This window comes from Acidovorax sp. LjRoot118, assembly GCF_964253575.1.
Lineage (GTDB): Bacteria > Pseudomonadota > Gammaproteobacteria > Burkholderiales > Burkholderiaceae_C > Acidovorax.
The window spans coordinates 4,762,948-4,779,417 of record NZ_CAXURB020000001.1 but is presented as its reverse complement, the minus strand read 5'-3'; the positions used below and the strand labels follow the sequence as shown (position 1 = coordinate 4,779,417).

Annotated in this window: 18 protein-coding genes; 7 read left to right on the top strand and 11 right to left on the bottom strand. The window is 68.9% G+C overall.

Annotation, left to right across the window (positions count from 1 at the left end):
* Nucleotides 1-33: 33 nt before the first annotated feature.
* The gene (locus tag ACSQ9E_RS22480) at nucleotides 34-885 is read left to right on the top strand and encodes a SirB1 family protein (protein WP_057203468.1); all 852 of its coding nucleotides are present in this window, start codon (nucleotides 34-36) and stop codon (nucleotides 883-885) included.
* 36 nt (nucleotides 886-921) lie between these two features.
* Here the strand turns inward: ACSQ9E_RS22480 and ACSQ9E_RS22475 are convergent, their stop codons facing one another.
* Entirely contained in the window at nucleotides 922-1,758 is an 837-nt protein-coding gene (locus ACSQ9E_RS22475; RefSeq protein WP_179683856.1) for a plasmid replication/partition related protein, read from the bottom strand.
* A gap of 65 nt (nucleotides 1,759-1,823) precedes the next feature.
* The gene (locus ACSQ9E_RS22470) at nucleotides 1,824-2,906 is read right to left on the bottom strand and encodes a transporter (RefSeq protein ID WP_436219220.1); all 1,083 of its coding nucleotides are present in this window, start codon (nucleotides 2,904-2,906) and stop codon (nucleotides 1,824-1,826) included.
* A 142-nt stretch (nucleotides 2,907-3,048) separates the two neighbouring features.
* Here ACSQ9E_RS22470 and ppk2 point away from each other — a divergent pair, with 142 nt between their 5' ends.
* Nucleotides 3,049-3,963, top strand: a complete 915-nt coding sequence (gene ppk2, locus ACSQ9E_RS22465) for a polyphosphate kinase 2 (protein ID WP_179683858.1) — start codon at nucleotides 3,049-3,051, stop codon at nucleotides 3,961-3,963.
* Between the two features lie 45 nt (nucleotides 3,964-4,008).
* Here the strand turns inward: ppk2 and ACSQ9E_RS22460 are convergent, their stop codons facing one another.
* The 6 genes from ACSQ9E_RS22460 to ACSQ9E_RS22435 form a co-directional block, all read right to left on the bottom strand.
* Entirely contained in the window at nucleotides 4,009-4,392 is a 384-nt protein-coding gene (locus ACSQ9E_RS22460) for a histidine kinase (protein ID WP_179683859.1), read from the bottom strand.
* The gene (locus ACSQ9E_RS22455; RefSeq protein ID WP_436219219.1) at nucleotides 4,389-4,913 is read right to left on the bottom strand and encodes a GAF domain-containing protein; all 525 of its coding nucleotides are present in this window, start codon (nucleotides 4,911-4,913) and stop codon (nucleotides 4,389-4,391) included. The genes ACSQ9E_RS22460 and ACSQ9E_RS22455 overlap by 4 nt, the downstream gene beginning before the upstream one ends.
* A gap of 62 nt (nucleotides 4,914-4,975) precedes the next feature.
* Nucleotides 4,976-5,980, bottom strand: a complete 1,005-nt coding sequence (locus tag ACSQ9E_RS22450) for a GlxA family transcriptional regulator (RefSeq protein WP_436219218.1) — start codon at nucleotides 5,978-5,980, stop codon at nucleotides 4,976-4,978.
* Nucleotides 5,962-6,591, bottom strand: coding sequence for a DJ-1/PfpI family protein (locus ACSQ9E_RS22445; RefSeq protein ID WP_179683862.1), 630 nt, complete (start codon nucleotides 6,589-6,591; stop codon nucleotides 5,962-5,964). The genes ACSQ9E_RS22450 and ACSQ9E_RS22445 overlap by 19 nt, the downstream gene beginning before the upstream one ends.
* Nucleotides 6,592-6,613: 22 nt before the next feature.
* Entirely contained in the window at nucleotides 6,614-7,390 is a 777-nt protein-coding gene (locus ACSQ9E_RS22440) for a carbon-nitrogen hydrolase family protein (protein WP_436219217.1), read from the bottom strand.
* A gap of 15 nt (nucleotides 7,391-7,405) precedes the next feature.
* Nucleotides 7,406-7,969, bottom strand: coding sequence for a cysteine hydrolase family protein (locus ACSQ9E_RS22435; protein ID WP_436219216.1), 564 nt, complete (start codon nucleotides 7,967-7,969; stop codon nucleotides 7,406-7,408).
* A 293-nt stretch (nucleotides 7,970-8,262) separates the two neighbouring features.
* On the opposite strand from ACSQ9E_RS22435, the gene ACSQ9E_RS22430 reads away from it, so the two are divergent.
* Complete coding sequence (locus ACSQ9E_RS22430) at nucleotides 8,263-9,369, top strand: extracellular catalytic domain type 1 short-chain-length polyhydroxyalkanoate depolymerase (RefSeq protein ID WP_179683865.1); 1,107 nt, start codon at nucleotides 8,263-8,265, stop codon at nucleotides 9,367-9,369.
* A gap of 19 nt (nucleotides 9,370-9,388) precedes the next feature.
* On the opposite strand, the gene ACSQ9E_RS22425 is transcribed toward ACSQ9E_RS22430, so the two are convergent.
* Both ACSQ9E_RS22425 and purM read right to left on the bottom strand, forming a co-directional pair.
* Nucleotides 9,389-10,375: an AI-2E family transporter gene (locus ACSQ9E_RS22425; RefSeq protein WP_436220251.1), complete on the bottom strand. Its 987-nt coding sequence runs from the start codon at nucleotides 10,373-10,375 to the stop codon at nucleotides 9,389-9,391.
* Nucleotides 10,376-10,548: 173 nt separating this feature from the next.
* Complete coding sequence (gene purM, locus ACSQ9E_RS22420; RefSeq protein ID WP_179683866.1) at nucleotides 10,549-11,592, bottom strand: phosphoribosylformylglycinamidine cyclo-ligase; 1,044 nt, start codon at nucleotides 11,590-11,592, stop codon at nucleotides 10,549-10,551.
* 476 nt (nucleotides 11,593-12,068) lie between these two features.
* On the opposite strand from purM, the gene hda reads away from it, so the two are divergent.
* From hda to folK, 4 genes are read left to right on the top strand one after another with little or no spacing between them, the layout of a single operon-like run.
* Complete coding sequence (hda, locus tag ACSQ9E_RS22415; RefSeq protein ID WP_057203477.1) at nucleotides 12,069-12,767, top strand: DnaA regulatory inactivator Hda; 699 nt, start codon at nucleotides 12,069-12,071, stop codon at nucleotides 12,765-12,767.
* Between the two features lie 42 nt (nucleotides 12,768-12,809).
* The gene (locus ACSQ9E_RS22410; protein ID WP_436219215.1) at nucleotides 12,810-13,514 is read left to right on the top strand and encodes an HAD family hydrolase; all 705 of its coding nucleotides are present in this window, start codon (nucleotides 12,810-12,812) and stop codon (nucleotides 13,512-13,514) included.
* Nucleotides 13,511-15,163, top strand: a complete 1,653-nt coding sequence (gene pcnB, locus ACSQ9E_RS22405; RefSeq protein ID WP_436219214.1) for a polynucleotide adenylyltransferase PcnB — start codon at nucleotides 13,511-13,513, stop codon at nucleotides 15,161-15,163. Before ACSQ9E_RS22410 ends, pcnB begins: the two co-directional genes overlap by 4 nt.
* A gap of 14 nt (nucleotides 15,164-15,177) precedes the next feature.
* Entirely contained in the window at nucleotides 15,178-15,678 is a 501-nt protein-coding gene (folK, locus tag ACSQ9E_RS22400; protein WP_436219213.1) for a 2-amino-4-hydroxy-6-hydroxymethyldihydropteridine diphosphokinase, read from the top strand.
* Here folK and ACSQ9E_RS22395 read toward each other — a convergent pair.
* Complete coding sequence (locus ACSQ9E_RS22395) at nucleotides 15,675-16,403, bottom strand: TetR/AcrR family transcriptional regulator (protein ID WP_436219212.1); 729 nt, start codon at nucleotides 16,401-16,403, stop codon at nucleotides 15,675-15,677. The two genes, folK and ACSQ9E_RS22395, sit on opposite strands and share 4 nt — an antisense overlap.
* Nucleotides 16,404-16,470 lie beyond the last annotated feature (67 nt).

Here is a 16,470-nt window from a genome sequence, read left to right as displayed (position 1 = left end):
GACGCGGCGGGGGCAGAACCGTACAACCTTGCCATGCCACTGAGCCTGACCATTCCCACCTCGCTGGAATACTTTGCGTCGCTGGTGCAAAGCGACGACCACTTCCCCTTGCTGGAGGCCGCCGCCAGCCTGGCGCAGGACGAGTACCCCGAATTCGACGTCCAATTGTTGCTGGGCGACGTGGACCAGCTGCTGGCGCGCATCAAGCGCCGCCTGCCGGCCGATGCGCCCGCGCTGCAGCGCCTGCGCACGCTTAACCAGTTCTTCTTTGCCGACATGGGGTTTGCCGGCAACATCAACAACTACTACGACCCCGAGAACAGCTACCTCAATGCCGTGCTGCGCACGCGCCGGGGCATTCCCATCAGCCTGGCCGTGCTGTGGATGGAGCTGGCCCAGGGCCTGGGCCTGCATGCGCGCGGCATCGCCTTCCCGGGACATTTCATGGTCAAGGTGCTGCTGCCGAAGGGGCAGGTGGTGCTGGACCCGATCTCTGGCCAGTCCCTGAGCCGCGAAGAGCTGGGTGAGCGGCTGGAGCCCTACAAGCGCCGCAACGGCCTGGTGGACGACTACGACGTGCCCCTGGGCCTGTACCTGCAGGCAGCCACGCCGCGCGACATCATCGCGCGCATGCTGCGCAACCTCAAGGAGGTGCACCGCACCCAGCAGGACTGGCAGCGGCTGATCGCGGTGCAGGACCGCCTGATTGTGCTGCAGCCCGAAGCCTGGGGCGAGTGGCGCGATCGCGGGCTCGCGCACGCCGAGCGGGGGAACCTGACCGAGGCCATTTCCGACCTGGAGACCTACCTCCACCATGCGGACGACGGCCTGGACCTAGACCATGTGGCCGACCGACTGAGCGCCCTGCGCAGCGCGAACGAGTAGGCCGCGAAAGCGCATTCGCGCTTTCCTGGGCGCCAATCAGCCCTGCAGCCGGGTCAGTTCTGCGCGCAGCGCCTCATTCTCGGCGGTCAGTTCGGCCACGCGCAGGCGCAGCGCCTGCAGTTCGCCGCCTGCATCGGATGCCTCGTTATCGGGCGCCGCTTCTTCCTTCTCTTCGCGCGGCTTGCGCTGCTTGGCATCGCGCACGCGCTTGGCGGCCTGCTTGAGCTCGTCCTTGCCGCCCTTGGCGGCGGCCACCTGCTCTTCGGCCGGCAGCGTCGCCACAGCGGCGGCGGTGTTCAGCGAGATGGTGCCGGACTTGACGGCCGCCACCAGCTCGGGCGCCGCCTGTTTCTGGATCTTTTCGATGGCCACCACCTGGCTGCTGCTCAGGCGCGCCGCCTTGGCAATGGCCTCGCGGCTGCTCAGGGTCTCGGAGGGCACGTCCGGTTCGGGGGCGGGCGGCGGCGGCGCTGCCACCGGGCCGTCGGACGACCAGGGCAGGTCGGCCTCGTCCACCGGCTCGGGCGGGATGGCGGCCGCACGGCTGCGGCGGGCGGCCACGATCTCGCGCTTGCGCAGGGCGAGCACGCCGCGCTGGAAGTCCGAGACGCTGCGCCGGCCCAGGTGCTGGTCGATCATCCACAGGTGCACGTCTTCCATGCTCTGGAAGTGCGTGTTCTGTACCGTCTGGAAGGGCAGGCCGTGCTTCTGGCAGATGCCGTAGCGGTTGTGGCCGTCCACCAGCACGTCGCCCCAGAGCACGAGGGCATCGCGGCAGCCCTCGGCCAGCAGGCTGCGTTCCAGGGCGTCGTGTTCGTCGCGGGTCAGGGGATCGATGTAGGCTTTGAGTTCTTCGTTGACGACGATGTTCATGGTGGCGCGAAATCCGGGGAGCGAGGCAAGGGGCGGGATTGTAATGGCCCGCCCAGTGGCGCTTCCTACCGGTCCCGGGTGCCCCGCAGGGCGATCCATGCCGCCACGGCCGTGAACACCACGAGGATGCCCACGATGATCCAGAAGCCGTGCGGGCTGTCCGCCAGCGGCACGCCGCCCACGTTCATGCCCAGGAGGCCGGTCATGATGTTGATGGGCAGGGCCAGCACCGTCACCACGGTCAGCACGAACAGGCTGCGGCTGTTGGCCTCCTGCACGTTGGCCGCCACCTCTTCCTGCAGGAGCTTGATGCGCTCCTGCAGGCCCTGCATGTCGCGCAGCACCACCGAGAATTCTTCGGTCGAGTCGCGCAGCTCCTGCGCGTCCTCGGCGCCCATCCAGGCCGGTGGGTTCTGCAGCAGGCGGAACAGGGCCGCCGGCTCGGGTGCCAGCAGGCGCTGCAGCCGCACCAGCAGCCGGCGCAGCACACCCAGGCGCGCGCGCTTGTGGTCCAGCCGGCCGGCCAGCAGCTCGTCTTCGATGCGGTCGATGCGCTGCGTGACCCCGCGCACGATGTCCACCAGCCCCCCGGCCTGGGTGCGCATGAGCTGCTCCAGCAGGGCCACGCTGGAGCGCGGCGATTGCCCGTCGCGCACCGCTGTGCGCAGCGCGTCCACCGAGCGCAGGGGGTGGGCGCGGGCCGTCACCACCAACTGCGGCGCCACGCTGATCCACAGCGTGGCGATGTCGAAGGGCTCGAAGGCGAAGTCGAAATGCGCGTCGTTGAGCACCGCGATCAGGGTGTCGTCGTCGCGCTCGATGCGGGTGGAGTGCGAGCCGTCCTTGAGCGCCTCGAAAAAGGCGTCGGGTAGCCCGGCATGGCGCTCCATCCAGCGCACCGCCTGGGTGTGGCTCAGGTTGAAGTGCAGCCAGACGAAGGGCTGGGGCTCTGCCTCCTCGGCCGGGTCGGCGGGCGTGTGGCCTTCCTGTGCCTGGGCATCGGCAAGCAACTGCAGCCATTGCGCGGCCTCCACCGAGTCGATGGCCTGTGCAGGGCCGCCGCTGGCGTCCATGCGGTAGCCGCAGATCAGGCCTGCCGCATCGCCCCCGTAGTTCTGGCCGGCAGTGCCGGCGGCAGGTGTGTTCATGGGCAAGGGCGGCGCAACAACAAAGGCATGGTCGGGAATGCTGCCGTTACGACATGACAGCGATGTGACACTTCATGCGGGTGTCATGCATTTGTCACCGGAAGGGCGCATCATGGGGAACCCTATTTGCTCCTTCGAAGCCATGTTCCAAAACGCACCCATCGATGCCCAGGACCTGATGCAGCGCATCGCCAACGACCTGATCGACAGCTACGACGAAGAGCTGGAGCTGGAGATCGAGGACCGCAACGTGGACGATGCCGGCGACCTCGTTCCGACCGACAGGCATGCGCGCCAGCAGTATTTCAAGGAGCTGTTCCGCCTGCAGGGCGAGCTGGTCAAGCTGCAGGACTGGGTGCAGCACAGCCGCCAGAAGGTGGTGATCCTTTTCGAGGGACGCGACGCGGCCGGCAAGGGCGGCGTCATCAAGCGCATCACCCAGCGCCTGAACCCGCGCGTGGCCCGCGTGGCGGCACTGCCCGCACCCAACGACCGCGAACGCACGCAGTGGTACTTCCAGCGCTATGTGGCGCACCTGCCTGCCGCTGGCGAAATGGTGCTGTTCGACCGCAGCTGGTACAACCGCGCCGGTGTCGAGCGCGTCATGGGCTTTTGCTCGGACGATGAATACGAGGAGTTCTTCCGCACCGTACCCGAGTTCGAGAAGATGTTGGTGCGCTCGGGCATCACGCTGGTCAAATACTGGTTCTCCATCACCGACGAAGAGCAGCATCTGCGCTTCCTGGGCCGCATCCACGACCCGCTCAAGCAGTGGAAGTTGAGTCCCATGGACCTGGAAAGCCGTGTGCGCTGGGAGGCCTACACCAAGGCCAAAGAGACCATGCTCGAACGCACCCACATCCCCGAAGCCCCGTGGTGGGTGGTACAGGCCGTGGACAAGAAGAAGGCGCGCCTGAACTGCATCGCGCACCTGCTGTCGCAGCTGCCGTACCAGGATGTGCCGCACCCGCCCGTGGTGCTGCCCGACCGCGTGCGCAACCCCGAGTACCTGCGCCAGCCGGTGCCTGCAGGCATGTACGTACCCGAAGTCTACTGAGGCCGTGCCGGGCTGGGGGAATCCGGCCCATGCGGCAAATCAGCGTCAGGCCTTCTTCAGCAGCTCGATGGTGGAGATCACGTCCTTGACCTTGAAGGGCTTGAGCAGCACGCGGCGCACGCGCAGCGCCTTCATCTGCTCTGCGGTGGTGGCGTCCACCTCCGAGGTGGTCACGGCCACCGGCACGGACGAGGCTACGGCCAGCTGCGAGGCGCGCACGCTTTCCAGCAACTGCACGGCTTCCTGCAGTTCTTCCAGCGACACGATGACGCCTGCAAAATCCCGCTGCGCCAGCTGCTGCTGCGCGGTGCGCACGCTCGCCACCTGCCGCACCTCGGGCAGCGACAGCTGCCGTGCGGTGGAAACGATGATGCTGCCAGTCAGCATGCTGGGCTCCACCAGCAGGATGCCCTTCGCTGCGCCGCTCATGGATTCCGATCCCCGTTGCCAGGCGCTGGCTCGGCTTGGCGCCGCATGAGCTCCTCCACTGCCAGGTCGCGCAGCGAAGCCAGTATGGCCAGGTCCACCCGGTCCAGGTCGCGCGGCTGTTGGTCGATGATGCACAGCGTGCCGATGCTCTCGCCGCTGGGCAGTTTGAGCGGGGCGCCCGCATAGAACTGGATGCCCGGGCCACCCGTCACCAGCGGGTTGTCGGCAAAGCGCTGGTCCTGCGCGGTGTCGGGCACGACCATGGTCTCGTCCTTGAGGATGGCGTGGGCGCAGAACGAGATGTCGCGTGCCGTTTCAGGGGCATCCAGCCCCACCTTCGCCTTGAACCATTGGCGCTCGGCGTCGATCAGCGAGATCAGCGCGATGGGCATGTCGAACTCCTGCGCCGCAAAGGCCACGATGCGGTCGAACCGCTCCTCCGGCGGCGTGTCCAGGATCAGCAGCTGGCGCAGGGCCTGCAGGCGGTCGTCTTCGTTGGCAGGGGTGGGCGGCTCTTGCATGTCGATCAGGCATTCCAAATGCACGGAATGCCATTATGTTCCGCGATAGCGCAAGCCTGCGGTCAGTGGTGGGTTGCCGCGTCCCGGGCCGGGGTGCCGGGTCGGCCGAACTGGTGCCAGGCGCGGCGCAACTGCGTATCCGAGCTGAACCCCGCGAGCGCTGCCGCCTGCGTCACGTTGTGGCCCGACTGCAGTGCCGCCTCGGCGGCGGCCAGGCGGATGCGGCGCAGGTACTGCAGCGGCGCAATGCCCGCATGCTCCAAAAAAAGCCGGTTCAGGTGCCGCGGCGAGGTATGGGCCACCTCGGCCATGGCGGTCACGTTCCAGGGGGCCTGGGGCTGCTGGCCCACGGCATCCTGCACGCGGTGCAGCGGGCCGTGCAGGTGGTTGCGGTGGTGCAGAAAGGGCGAGAGCTCCGGGTCCTGCGGGCCGCGGCGCAATGCCACCACCATGGTCTGTGCCACCTGGGCGGCCATCGCCGGGCCGCAGGTGTCGGCAATGCGGTACAGCACCAGGTCGATGCCGGTGGTCACCCCGGCACTGCTGTGCAGCGCGCCGTCGTGCACGAAGACGCGGTTGGACACCACGTCGCAGTGCGGGTCTACCATGGCCAGCTCGCCCAGGTGCTGGTGGTGCGTGGTGGCGCGCCGGCCGGTCAGCAGCCCGGCGTGTGCCGCCAGCACCGCGCCCGCGCAGATGGTGACCAGCTCCAGCCGGCCCGCAGCCAGGCGCATGCCGCGCAGCCAGTGCAGCAGGTCTCGGGCCTCGCTGTTGTCTACCGCGATGGCCTTGCCCGGCAGACCCACCAGCACCACCCAGGCCGGCTGGGGCAGGGTGGCGGGAAGGGGGTCCAGCCCGGTCAGCATGGCGCCCACCGAGGTCACCGCCTCGGGCGTGGGGCTGGTGAAGTGCTGCACGAAGCGCTCGGGCTGGCCCTGGGCGCGCAGCAGCTGGTTGGCGATGCGCAGCGCCTCGGCCGGGCCGGCCCAGTCCAGCACCAGGCTGCCGGGCAGCAGGGCGAAGTAGACGTGGATCGGGGCGTTTGTGTTCAGGGTTCCGGGTTCCATGGGGTATCCATCTGGCGGGCGGTGCGCTTGGACAGCGCTGGCCCTGCCAGGCGCGCGACCAGATGCAGGCTCATGTCGATGCCTGCGCTGATGCCGGCCGACGTGACCAGCGCACCCCGGTCCACCCAGCGCACATTCTCCTGCACGTCCAGCGCCGGGAACTGCGCACGCAGGTCGGCGATGTCCTCCCAGTGCGTGGTGGCCGGACCCTCGGTGAGCACGCCGGCCGCCGCCAGGATGAAGGCGCCCGTGCAGACCGAGGCCGTGATCTGCGCACCCGCGGCGGCCTGGGCCACCCAGGTGCGCGTCTCGGCGCAGGCGGCCGCGGTATCGACCACCCCGCCGGGCACGATGAGCACGTCCGGTGCGGCCGCCGTGGTGAAGTCCGCGTCGGGCAGCACGCGCAGGCCGGCCCGCGCCTGCACCGGCTGCAGGCTGCGCGCCACGCACTGCACGGCAAAGGGCGTGGGCGTGCCCGGCTGCAGGCGCTGCTGCATGCGGCAGGCGGTGGTGAAGACTTCATAGGGGCCGCCAAGGTCCAGGGCTTCGACATCGTCGAACACCAGGATGGCAACCTGCAGGGGGCGTGGGGAGGCGGAAACAGTGGTCATGGAGTGAACAAAGGTTAAAAGGTCAAGGGGCCTGCCGGGCGAGCACATAGCGCGGGTAGGTGCTGCGGGCGCCAGCAGCCAGCGCCGGGTCCATGTCCACCGTGCAGAAGGGTCGGTTCTCGCTGGTCTGCGCGAGCAGGGCGCCATCGGGGCTGATCGCCCAGCCAGCGCCACCGTAGCTGCCTGCACCCGTATCAACCCGGTTCGACGAGAGGCTGTAGGCTCCGGTTCGCACCGCCGCAACGGTGCCCACGGCCAACCACTTGGCGGTGGTTGCCGCTGCCGTGGCGCGTGGCGTGAGGATCGCCTCCACGCCCAGGGCGGCATAGCCGGCGTAGGTGTCCAGCGCCCAGAGTTCGGTGCAGATGCTCAGGCCGAACGCCAGGGGGCCGGTGGAGAAGCGCGCAAACTCGGCATCGCCGCGCTCGAACCAGGTGGCCTCCCAGCCCCCGGGCTCATCGGGCAGGTGGAACTTGCGCCGCAGTGGTTGGTAGCCGCCCTGGGCTGACCAGGCAAAGCCCTCGTTGTAGTGGCGCCCGTCCACGGTGACCGGGCGGGCGCCTACCACCCAGGTGGCGCCCAGTTCGTGCAGCCTCGCCGTCCAGGCATCGCTGAGCGCAACGGCCCCCGCCCACCGGGTCGGGTCGAATGGCGTGGATTCCCAGACCGGTTCCGCGAAGGCGAATTCGGGCAGCAGCACCAGCTCCGAGCGTTCGCTGCGCACATGGGCTGCCAGGGATTCCCACGCCGGTTCCAGCAGCGCTGGCTGGTAGGGCAGTTCACAGACGGTGGCGCGCATGGTGGTCTCCCGCGCTCAACCTGCCGCTGCGGCGGCCAGGGCCTCGTCCACCGTGCGCAGCGTGGCAAAGCGGCCTGCCAGCACGGTGGCGGTGCGGGCCTTGATGTCGGCGGCGGGCAGTGTGCGGCCATCGGGCTGCACCATGTCCCAGGTGAGCGTGGCGTCGGTCACGAAGTCCACCTCCCAGCCCAGGTCCGAGGCGTGGCGCGTGGTGGTCTCGCAGCATTGCTCGGTGCGGATGCCGCTCACGATCAGGCGCTGGATGCCGTGGCGGGTAAGCCAGACATCCAGGCCGGTGCCCACCAGTGCACTGTGGCGCGACTTGGTGAAGGTGGCGGCGGCGTCGAAGGCGGCCAGGCCGTCGAGCGCCCGCACATGGCCGGATTCGACGGCGAAAGCGTTGCTGGCATCGGCCGGGCCTTCGCTGTGGAAGATGCGTACCACGGGCACGCCCTGCGCCACGCTGCCCTCGATCAGCGCGTTCTGCGCCTCCAGGTAGGCCGGCAGGTCGTTGGCCGTGAAGTAGGGGCGCTGGCGGAAGGATTCCTGCACATCAATCACAATCAGACAGGTTTTCATGGTCAAGGCCTTCGGGTTCGGGTTGGAATGGCGTTATTTTTCATGAGTGTTGCGACGAAATCCCGCCGGCCCTGGACATCTATCGATCAATTTCAGCCATAATTTTCGTGCTGGTCAACTATTGTGGAGACCTGGTTGTGCCAAATACCCTTGGTCTTTGAATGCAGCCGGCATCAGCCCTTGTTGGCATGGCCTGGATGCTATTGATTGCATAGCGTCAGGCGCGTGAAGCCATAAGCTGCTATGGTGCATAGGGTTTTCCCTATATATGGATAGCACCAGCACATCTGCCCATGGCACGCCGTTCCCGTCTCTTCTCGCTGTCAGCGCTCACCCGCGCCTACCAGCGCAACCTCAAGGCCTTTGAAAAGGCGGCCAAACCCATGCGTGCGCAGGCGGTGACGGCGCTGCGGGCCGTGCCCAAACTGGCCAAGAAGGCGGCCAGGCCACAGCCCATCCGCTCTGTGGCGCCGCGCCCGCGCAAGCCCCAGCCCGTCAGTGGCGAGTGGCTGGCAGGCATTGCGCCGGGGCCGGCGGGAGCGCGGCGCTTCCATCTGTACATTCCGCCCGCGCTGGCGCTCAAGAAGGGCGAGACACTGCCGCTGCTGGTCATGCTGCATGGCTGCGGGCAGACCGGGCGCGACCTGGCCGCCAGTTCGCGCATGAACCGGCTGGCGGCGCGCAAGCGCTTCCTGGTGCTCTACCCCGAGCAGGAGCGGCTGGCCAATGCCCATGGTTGCTGGAACTGGTTCGAGCGGCGCAATGGCAAGGCCGCTGCCGAAGCCGCCACCCTGCTGGCGGCCGTGGACCAGGTGGCGCGCCGGCATCCGGTGGACCTCAATCGCGTGGCGGTGGCAGGCCTGTCGGCCGGCGCCAGCATGGCAGCCCTGCTGGGCGCTACGTACCCGGAGCGCTTTTGCGCCGTGGCCATGCATTCCGGCGTGGCGCCGGGCACGGCCGAGTCGGCCGCCACGGCCATGGCTGCCATGCACGGCAAGCGCGAGGCGCACCTGCCCGAGCCGCCGGGCGCCAGCGCCCTGGTACCGGGCCTGCGCATCGACGGCACGCCGCTGCCACCGCTGCCCCCGCTACTGATCCTGCACGGTGATGCCGACGGCGTGGTGTCCGTGCGCAATGCGGTGGCCACGGCCACGCTGTGGGCCGAGTCGCTGGGCGCACGCGCCGGCACGGCGCGCATGCTGCAGCGCGGCAAGCGCCATGCGACGCGGGTGACTGAATACCGGGCACGCGCCCGCTCGGTGGTGGCGCTGCGCGAAATCGTGGGCCTGGGCCATGCCTGGAGCGGCGGTACCCCCAGCCTGCCCTACAGCGACCCGCAAGGACCGGACGCATCCACCCTGGTGTGGGCCTTCGTGGAAAAGCAGTTCGCGCGCAAATGACCGGGCCGCGCCGGCTGGCTCATACCAATCGCGCGGCGACCAATTCCTTCTTCAGGTAGGCGTAGAACAGCGGGGCCGCCACCAGTCCGGCGGGGCCGAACACGGCCTCGGCCACGAACATCACGCTCAGCAGCTCCCACACGCCCATGTGCGTGCGCCGGCCCACGACCTTGGCGTTGATCACGTACTCGGCTTTGTGGATCAGGATCAGGAAGCCCAGGCAGGCCGCAGCCGCCATGGGCGACACCGAGAGGCCGACGATGGTGATCACCGCATTGCACAGCAGGTTGCCCACGATGGGCACCAGCCCGGCCACGAAGGTCAGCGTGATCAGCACGGGGGTGTAGGGCAGCTCCAGCCCCCACAGCGGCAGGATGAACAGCAGGAACAGGGCCGTGAGCAGGGTGTTGAAGCTTGCGATCCAGAACTGCGCGGCCACGATCTGGCGGAAGGCCTCGCCCAGCAGCGTGATGCGCTGCTGCAGGGCAGCGGCCAGGGGCCCGCGCGGCGGCGCCGGCGGCCGCACCGCCGCGAGCGAGCCGATCAGCAGGCCCACGTAGGCGAACAGCAGCCCCGCCAGCCAGGCACGCCCGGCCATGGCCAGCGCGCCGGCCTTGGCCCCCAGGTAGCTGGCGATGATGCGCTGGATCTCGGCCGCACCTTCGGGCAGGTGGCTGGCCATGTCGGTCGGCAGCTTCAGCCGCAGCTCCAGCACCGTGCGCGCCATGTAGTCGAGCAGTTCGCGGTATTGTTGGGGGGCCTCCACCAGGTAGCCGCGCGAATGCGTGACCCCTATCGCCAGCAGCACCAGCGGCGAGAGCATGACAACGGCGGCCGCAGCCAGCTCGGCCAGGCGCGGCAGCACACTGGACGGCGATGCGCTGCGGCGCCGGGCCAGCTGCGCCAGCCACTGCGCGAGCGCCCGCGTGGCCAGGAAGCCCAGGCATACGCACAGCAGGCCGGGCAGCAGATTGCGCCACATCACCAGCAGCAGCGCACCGGCCATCAGCAGGTAGCTGGCCAGTGCCACGCCGCGCGGCAGCGGGCCGAAAGGGGCAGGGGCGTTGATACCTGCCCCCTTGAAGGGCACGGCGGGCGTGCCGGGGGAATGGGCAGGCACGATGCCCGTGCCCGCTTCAGGCGGTTCCAGTGGTGGCTGCGCCATGGCGCGCGGCCGACTCAGGCGACGACCACGGCGGCGCCGTCACCGCGTGGTGCAATGGCGCCAATGGTGTACACCTTCTCGCCCGCAGCCGCCAGCGTGGCGGCCGTGGCGGCGGCGTTGGCGGCATCCACCACCACCACCATGCCGATGCCGTTGTTGAAGGTGCGGTTCATCTCGATGTCGTCGATGCCGGCCGTCTTCTGCAGCCAGGCGAACAGCTCGGTCTGGGGCCAGCTGCCCTTGGTGAGGTGGGCGGCGGTGCCTTCGGGCAGCACGCGCGGGATGTTCTCCAGCAGGCCGCCGCCGGTAATGTGGGCCAGCGCCTTGATGGGGTGGGCGGCCAGCGCAGCCAGCACGTTCTTCACGTACAGGCGGGTGGGTTCCATGATGGCCTGCTTGAAGGGCTTGCCGTCCAGCGTGGCGGGGGTGTCGGCGCCGGCGCGCTCGATGCACTTGCGCACCAGGCTGAAACCATTGGAATGCACGCCGTGGCTGGCCAGGCCCAGCACCACGTCGCCGGGCTGCACGTCCTTACCGGTGAGGATCTTGGATTTTTCGACCGCGCCCACGGCAAAGCCGGCCAGGTCGTATTCGCCTGTGGGGTACATGCCGGGCATTTCAGCGGTTTCGCCGCCGATCAGCGCGCAGCCGCTCAGCTCGCAGCCCCGGGCGATGCCGCCCACCACAGCCGCTGCCGTGTCCACGTCGAGCTTGCCGCAGGCAAAGTAATCGAGGAAGAACAGGGGCTCGGCGCCCTGCACCAGCACGTCGTTGACGCTCATGGCCACCAGGTCGATGCCCACGGTATCGTGCATATTCCACTCGAAGGCCAGCTTGAGCTTGGTGCCCACGCCATCGGTACCGGAGACCAGCACGGGCTCCTTGTAGCGCTTGGGCACCTCGAACAGCGCGCCAAAGCCGCCGATACCGGCCAGCACGCCTTCGCGCATGGTTTTCTTGGCCAGGGGCTTGATGCGTTCGACCAGCGCGTCGCCCGCGTCGATGTCAACGCCGGCGTCTTTGTAGGAAAGGGGGGTGGGGGTGGCGGAGGAGCTCATGGATGGTGTGGTGCTGGTAGGCCCGCACGGCGGGCTGGAATCCGGGGATTTTAAGGGGCATGCTCCGCCGCTGGCTCTCAGCCCTGTCGAAACGGGGGCTTTGGAGGGCGGCGCGACAGGTTTGCCCGCCACGCCGCTGGCGCCCAGCCAGGCGGCGATGCCCTGCTAACGCAGGGCCGGCAGCGCGTTGGCGGCGATCAGCACCACCAGGCCCCAGGCGAGCAGCGCGGTGTGCTTGCATCATGGCGCTGGCAGGAGACTAAAATCGGCCATATTGTCGCTGCCGGGATCTTTCGCAAGAGGCGTCCCGGGGCGATGCAACGGCCCCTGTGCCGCCACTTTTGCCGCGTTCCGCCGCAGTCACCTACGGCCAGACATCTTTCAATGCCACCTGTGATGCCGCTGCTGATCTTCTCCCTGCCCGCCGCTTTCGCGCCCACCGCCACGGGCCGGCCCCTGCTGCCTGGGTGCCGCGCATGAAGCAACTGGCGCTCGACATCGGCCTGGCCACGGGGCCCACGCTTTCCCGCTTCTTCCCCGGCCCGAATGAGGCCTCTTTGCAACACCTGCGCCTGGCGGCCGGGGTCGGCAGCAGCCAAGCCACCCGTTCGCCGGTGCCCACCTACCTGTGGGGCGAATCCGGCAGCGGCAAGTCGCACCTGCTCAAGGCCGTGCGCCAGGCGCTGCGCGACCAGGGCGACAGCGTTGGCTGGCTCGACCCTGCCGTGGCCGAGCCGCCCGAGTTCGACGAGGGCTGGTCCGCCGTACTCATGGACGACGTGCACCTGTACAGCACGGCCCAGCAGGCGACGGCCTTCAACTGGTTTGTCAACGCCATCAGCCCGGCCAGCGGCAGCCAGCGCTGGGTGCTGGCCGCCGGCAGCCTGCCGCCGGCAGACCTGCCGTTGCGTGACGACCTGCGCAGCCGCCTGGGCTGGGGCCATGTGTTCCAGCTGCAGCTGCTGGGCGAGCCCGAGCGGCGCGCCGTGCTGCGCCAGGAGGCCGACGCGCGCGGCGTGTTCCTGGGCGACGAAGTCATGGACTACATGCTTAACCGCTTCTCGCGCGACCTGGGCAGCCTCATGCAACTGCTCGACCAGCTCGACGCCTTTGCCCTGCGCACCCAGCGCGCCATCACCATTCCGCTGCTCAAGACGATGCTCGAGTCCGAATGACCCCGTGTATCCACCTGCTGGCGCCTGCCCGCACCTGACCGAATGACTACCCCCGCTTCCCTTGCCAGCCGCCCCCGGCTCGCGCTGTTCGACCTGGACCACACGCTGCTGCCGCTCGACTCCGATTACGAGTGGGGCGAGTTCACCATCCGCATCGGCTGGAACGACCCGGTCGAGTTCGCGCGCCGCAACGGCGAGTTCTATGCCGATTACCAGGCAGGTACACTCGACGTACACGATTACGTGCGCTTTGCCACCGAGGCCGTGCGTTTGCGCGGGCCCGATGCTGCGGCCGCCGCCCATGAACGGTTCATGCGCGAGGTCATCACCCCGGCGATACAACCCCAGGCCCTGGCCCTGGTGCAGCAGCACCTGGACGCGGGGGACGAGGTACTGATCGTCACCGCCACCAACGAGTTCGTGACCACCCCGATCGCCAAGGCGCTGGGGGTGGGCGAGCTGCTGGCCGTGCAACTGGTGCGCGATGCGGCTGGCTGGTATACCGGCGAGATCGACGGCGTGCCCACCATGCGCGAAGGCAAGGTGACGCGCATGGAACAATGGCTGGCCCAGCGCCAGCTCACCTGGGGTGATGTCGAGAGCACGTTCTACAGCGACTCTATGAACGACGTGCCCCTCCTCGAAAAGGTCGACCACCCGGTCGCCACCAACCCCGACCCGCGCCTGCGGGCGCTGGCCCGGGAGCGCGGCTGGCGCATACTGGACCTGTTTACTGCACACCCATGATCAAGAAGTTCATCGACAAACTGCTGGGCAAATCGACGCCCGGCACCTCGGGCGGCAAGCCGCATTTCGGCAAGCGCGAAGAGGTGCCCGCCACCGTGCACGGCATCAACCCCGAGCTGGTGGACCGCCGGGCGGCCGAGGTCGTGGCCACGCTCAAGCAGGCCGGCTACGAGGCCTACATCGTCGGTGGCGCGGTGCGCGACCTGCTGCTGGGCCTGCGCCCCAAGGATTTCGACGTGGCCACCAATGCCACGCCCGAGCAGGTCAAGGGGCTGTTCCGCCGCGCTTTCATCATCGGCAAGCGCTTTCGCATCGTGCACGTGGTGCATGGCCGGGGCCGCGAGCACGAGGTGATCGAGGTGTCGACCTTCCGCGCCTACTTGGACAACGCTGCGGCCGGCCAGGTCGCCGGCAACGAGAAGACCAGCAAGCAGCAGCTGTCGGGCATGCAGCATGCCGTGGACGCCAGCGGGCGCGTGCTTCGCGACAACGTCTGGGGCCCGCAGGACGAGGACGCCACGCGCCGCGACTTCACCGTCAACGCCATGTACTACGACCCGGTCAGCCAGATCGTGGTGGACTACCACAAGGGAATCCAGGACGCCAAGAAGAAGACGCTGCGCATGATTGGCGACCCCGCCACGCGCTACCGCGAAGACCCGGTGCGCATCATCCGCGCCGTGCGCTTCGCGGCCAAGCTCAGCGCCCTGGGCTTCACCATCGAGGCCAAGACCGCCGCGCCCTTGGTGCAGTCGCAGACGCTGCTCGCCGATGTGCCGCAAAGCCGCATGTTCGACGAGATGCTCAAGCTCTTGCAGACCGGCCATGCCATCGCCACCGTCGCGCAGCTCAAGAAGCTCGGTATGTCCAAGGGCATCTACCCGCTGCTGGACGTGGCGGTGGAACGCGCCGAGACCCCGTTCGTGAGCGCCGCGCTGGCCGACACCGACCGCCGAGTGGGCGAGGGCAAGCCCGTGGCGCCGAGCTTCCTGCTCGCCTGCGTGCTGTGGGAAGACGTGCGCAATGGCTGGGATGCACGCATGACCAACCAGCGCCAGCACGCGCTGCCGGCGCTGCAGGAGGCCATCGACGAGGTGTTCGACAAGCGCATCGGCGACGTGTCGGGACGCGGCAAGCTGGCCGCCGACATGCGTGAGATCTGGGTCATGCAGCCGCGCTTTGAAAAGCGCGTGGGCAGCACGCCCTTCGGCATGGTCATGCAGCCGCGCTTTCGCGCCGGCTTCGACTTCTTGCGCCTGCGCGCCGACGTGGGCGAGATCGGCGAGGCCCTTGCTGAATGGTGGCAGGACTTCCAGGCCGCCGACGACGACCGCCGCGAAGACCTGATGGACCAGGCCCGCGAAGAACAGAAGGCGCGCCAGCGCGTGAGCCAGCCCACGGCGCGCCGCGTGCCCAAGGCATCGCCGGACGGCGAGGGCCAGGGCCCGGCGGCCTCGCAACCCAAGCCACGTGCGCCCCGGGCTGCCGCTGCCGATGGCGGGCAGGACGATGCCGACGATTTCGCGCCCGACCAGGGTGGCGACGCGATTCCCCCGGACGGCAGCGCCCCCAAGAAGCGCCGCCGCCGTCGCCGCAAGCCCACGGGTGGTGGTGGCGGTGAAGGCTCTTCCACGCCTGCGTCAGAGTGAGCCAGGCCGCCGGCATGGGCGCCACCACAGCGGTCTTCATCGGCCTGGGCGCCAACCTCGGTGACCGGGGTGCCGCCCTTCAACAGGCGCTGGCCTCCCTGGCCGCGCTGCCGCAGACAGAGGTGCGCCAGGTCTCCTCGCTGTACCGCAGCGCGCCGGTGGATGCCGATGGCCCCGACTACCTGAACGCCGTGGCCGAGCTGGCCACGGAGCTGACCCCCAACGCCCTGCTGCAGGCCCTGCAGGCCATCGAAGTGGCAGCGGGCCGCGAACGCCTGTACCGCAATGCGCCGCGCACGCTGGACCTCGACATCCTGCTCTATGGCGACGAGGCCATCACCACGCCCGATCTCACCGTGCCGCACCCGCGCATGGGGGAACGTGCCTTCGTGCTGCTGCCCCTGTCCGAGCTGGCGCCTGCGCGTGTCACGCCAGGCCAGTTGGCGGGCGTGGCCAATCAGCGCATTGAGCGCACTGAAACCTTGCTCTGGCCAGTGGCAGGCTCCAGTAGCTAAACATTCCGGGGCAACCGCGCGGCCAGCCCCTGCACCACCACCTCCGTCCAGGCATCGAAGCCCGCATCCAGCGGGTGCGTGCTGCCGCTGCTCCAGCGCACCACGAAGGCGCGGTTGGCCATCTGCGGCAGGTGGCGCGCCAGGGTGGGGCAGGCATCGCCATCGATCTGCGCCAGGCGCTCCTGGTGGCCTGCGGCCCAGCCGTCGGGGTCGTCATCGGGCTGCGGCGCCAGCTCCAGGGTCACGAAGCTGACCATGGCGGCAATCACCACGTTGTAGGCATCGAACAGGCCCTGGTCCGCGAACCCGGCCGATTCCAGCAGCGCCAGGATGCGGTCCAACAGCAGCGGGTCCAGGCTGGCGTTGGAGACCAGCTGCGCACCGAGCACCGGGGCAATGCGCGGGTGCCGGTGCACGGCCCGCCGGTAGCGCGAGAACAGGGCGCGCAGTTCCGTCCGCCAGTCGCCTGCCGCGTCGGGTGGCTCCAGCGCGCCCACGGCGGCCGTCACCGCGCCGGCGATCAGCGCGTTGCGCCCACCCGGCACATGCCAGTACAGCGCCGTGGGGTACACGCCCAGCGAGCGGGCCAGGTCGCGCACGCTGAAGCCCTCGACCCCCCGCTGGTCGATGAGCGCCAGGGCGGCTGCCAGCACGCTCTCGCGCGACAGGGGCGTGCCGGCTGCGGCATCGGGGGTAACGGGGGCTTTGGTGCGGGCGCGGGGCATCGGGAAAGGGCGGAGACAGTTGCCGGATTGTCGGGCATACGGCAGCGCCGAACGCTGCTACTTGCCA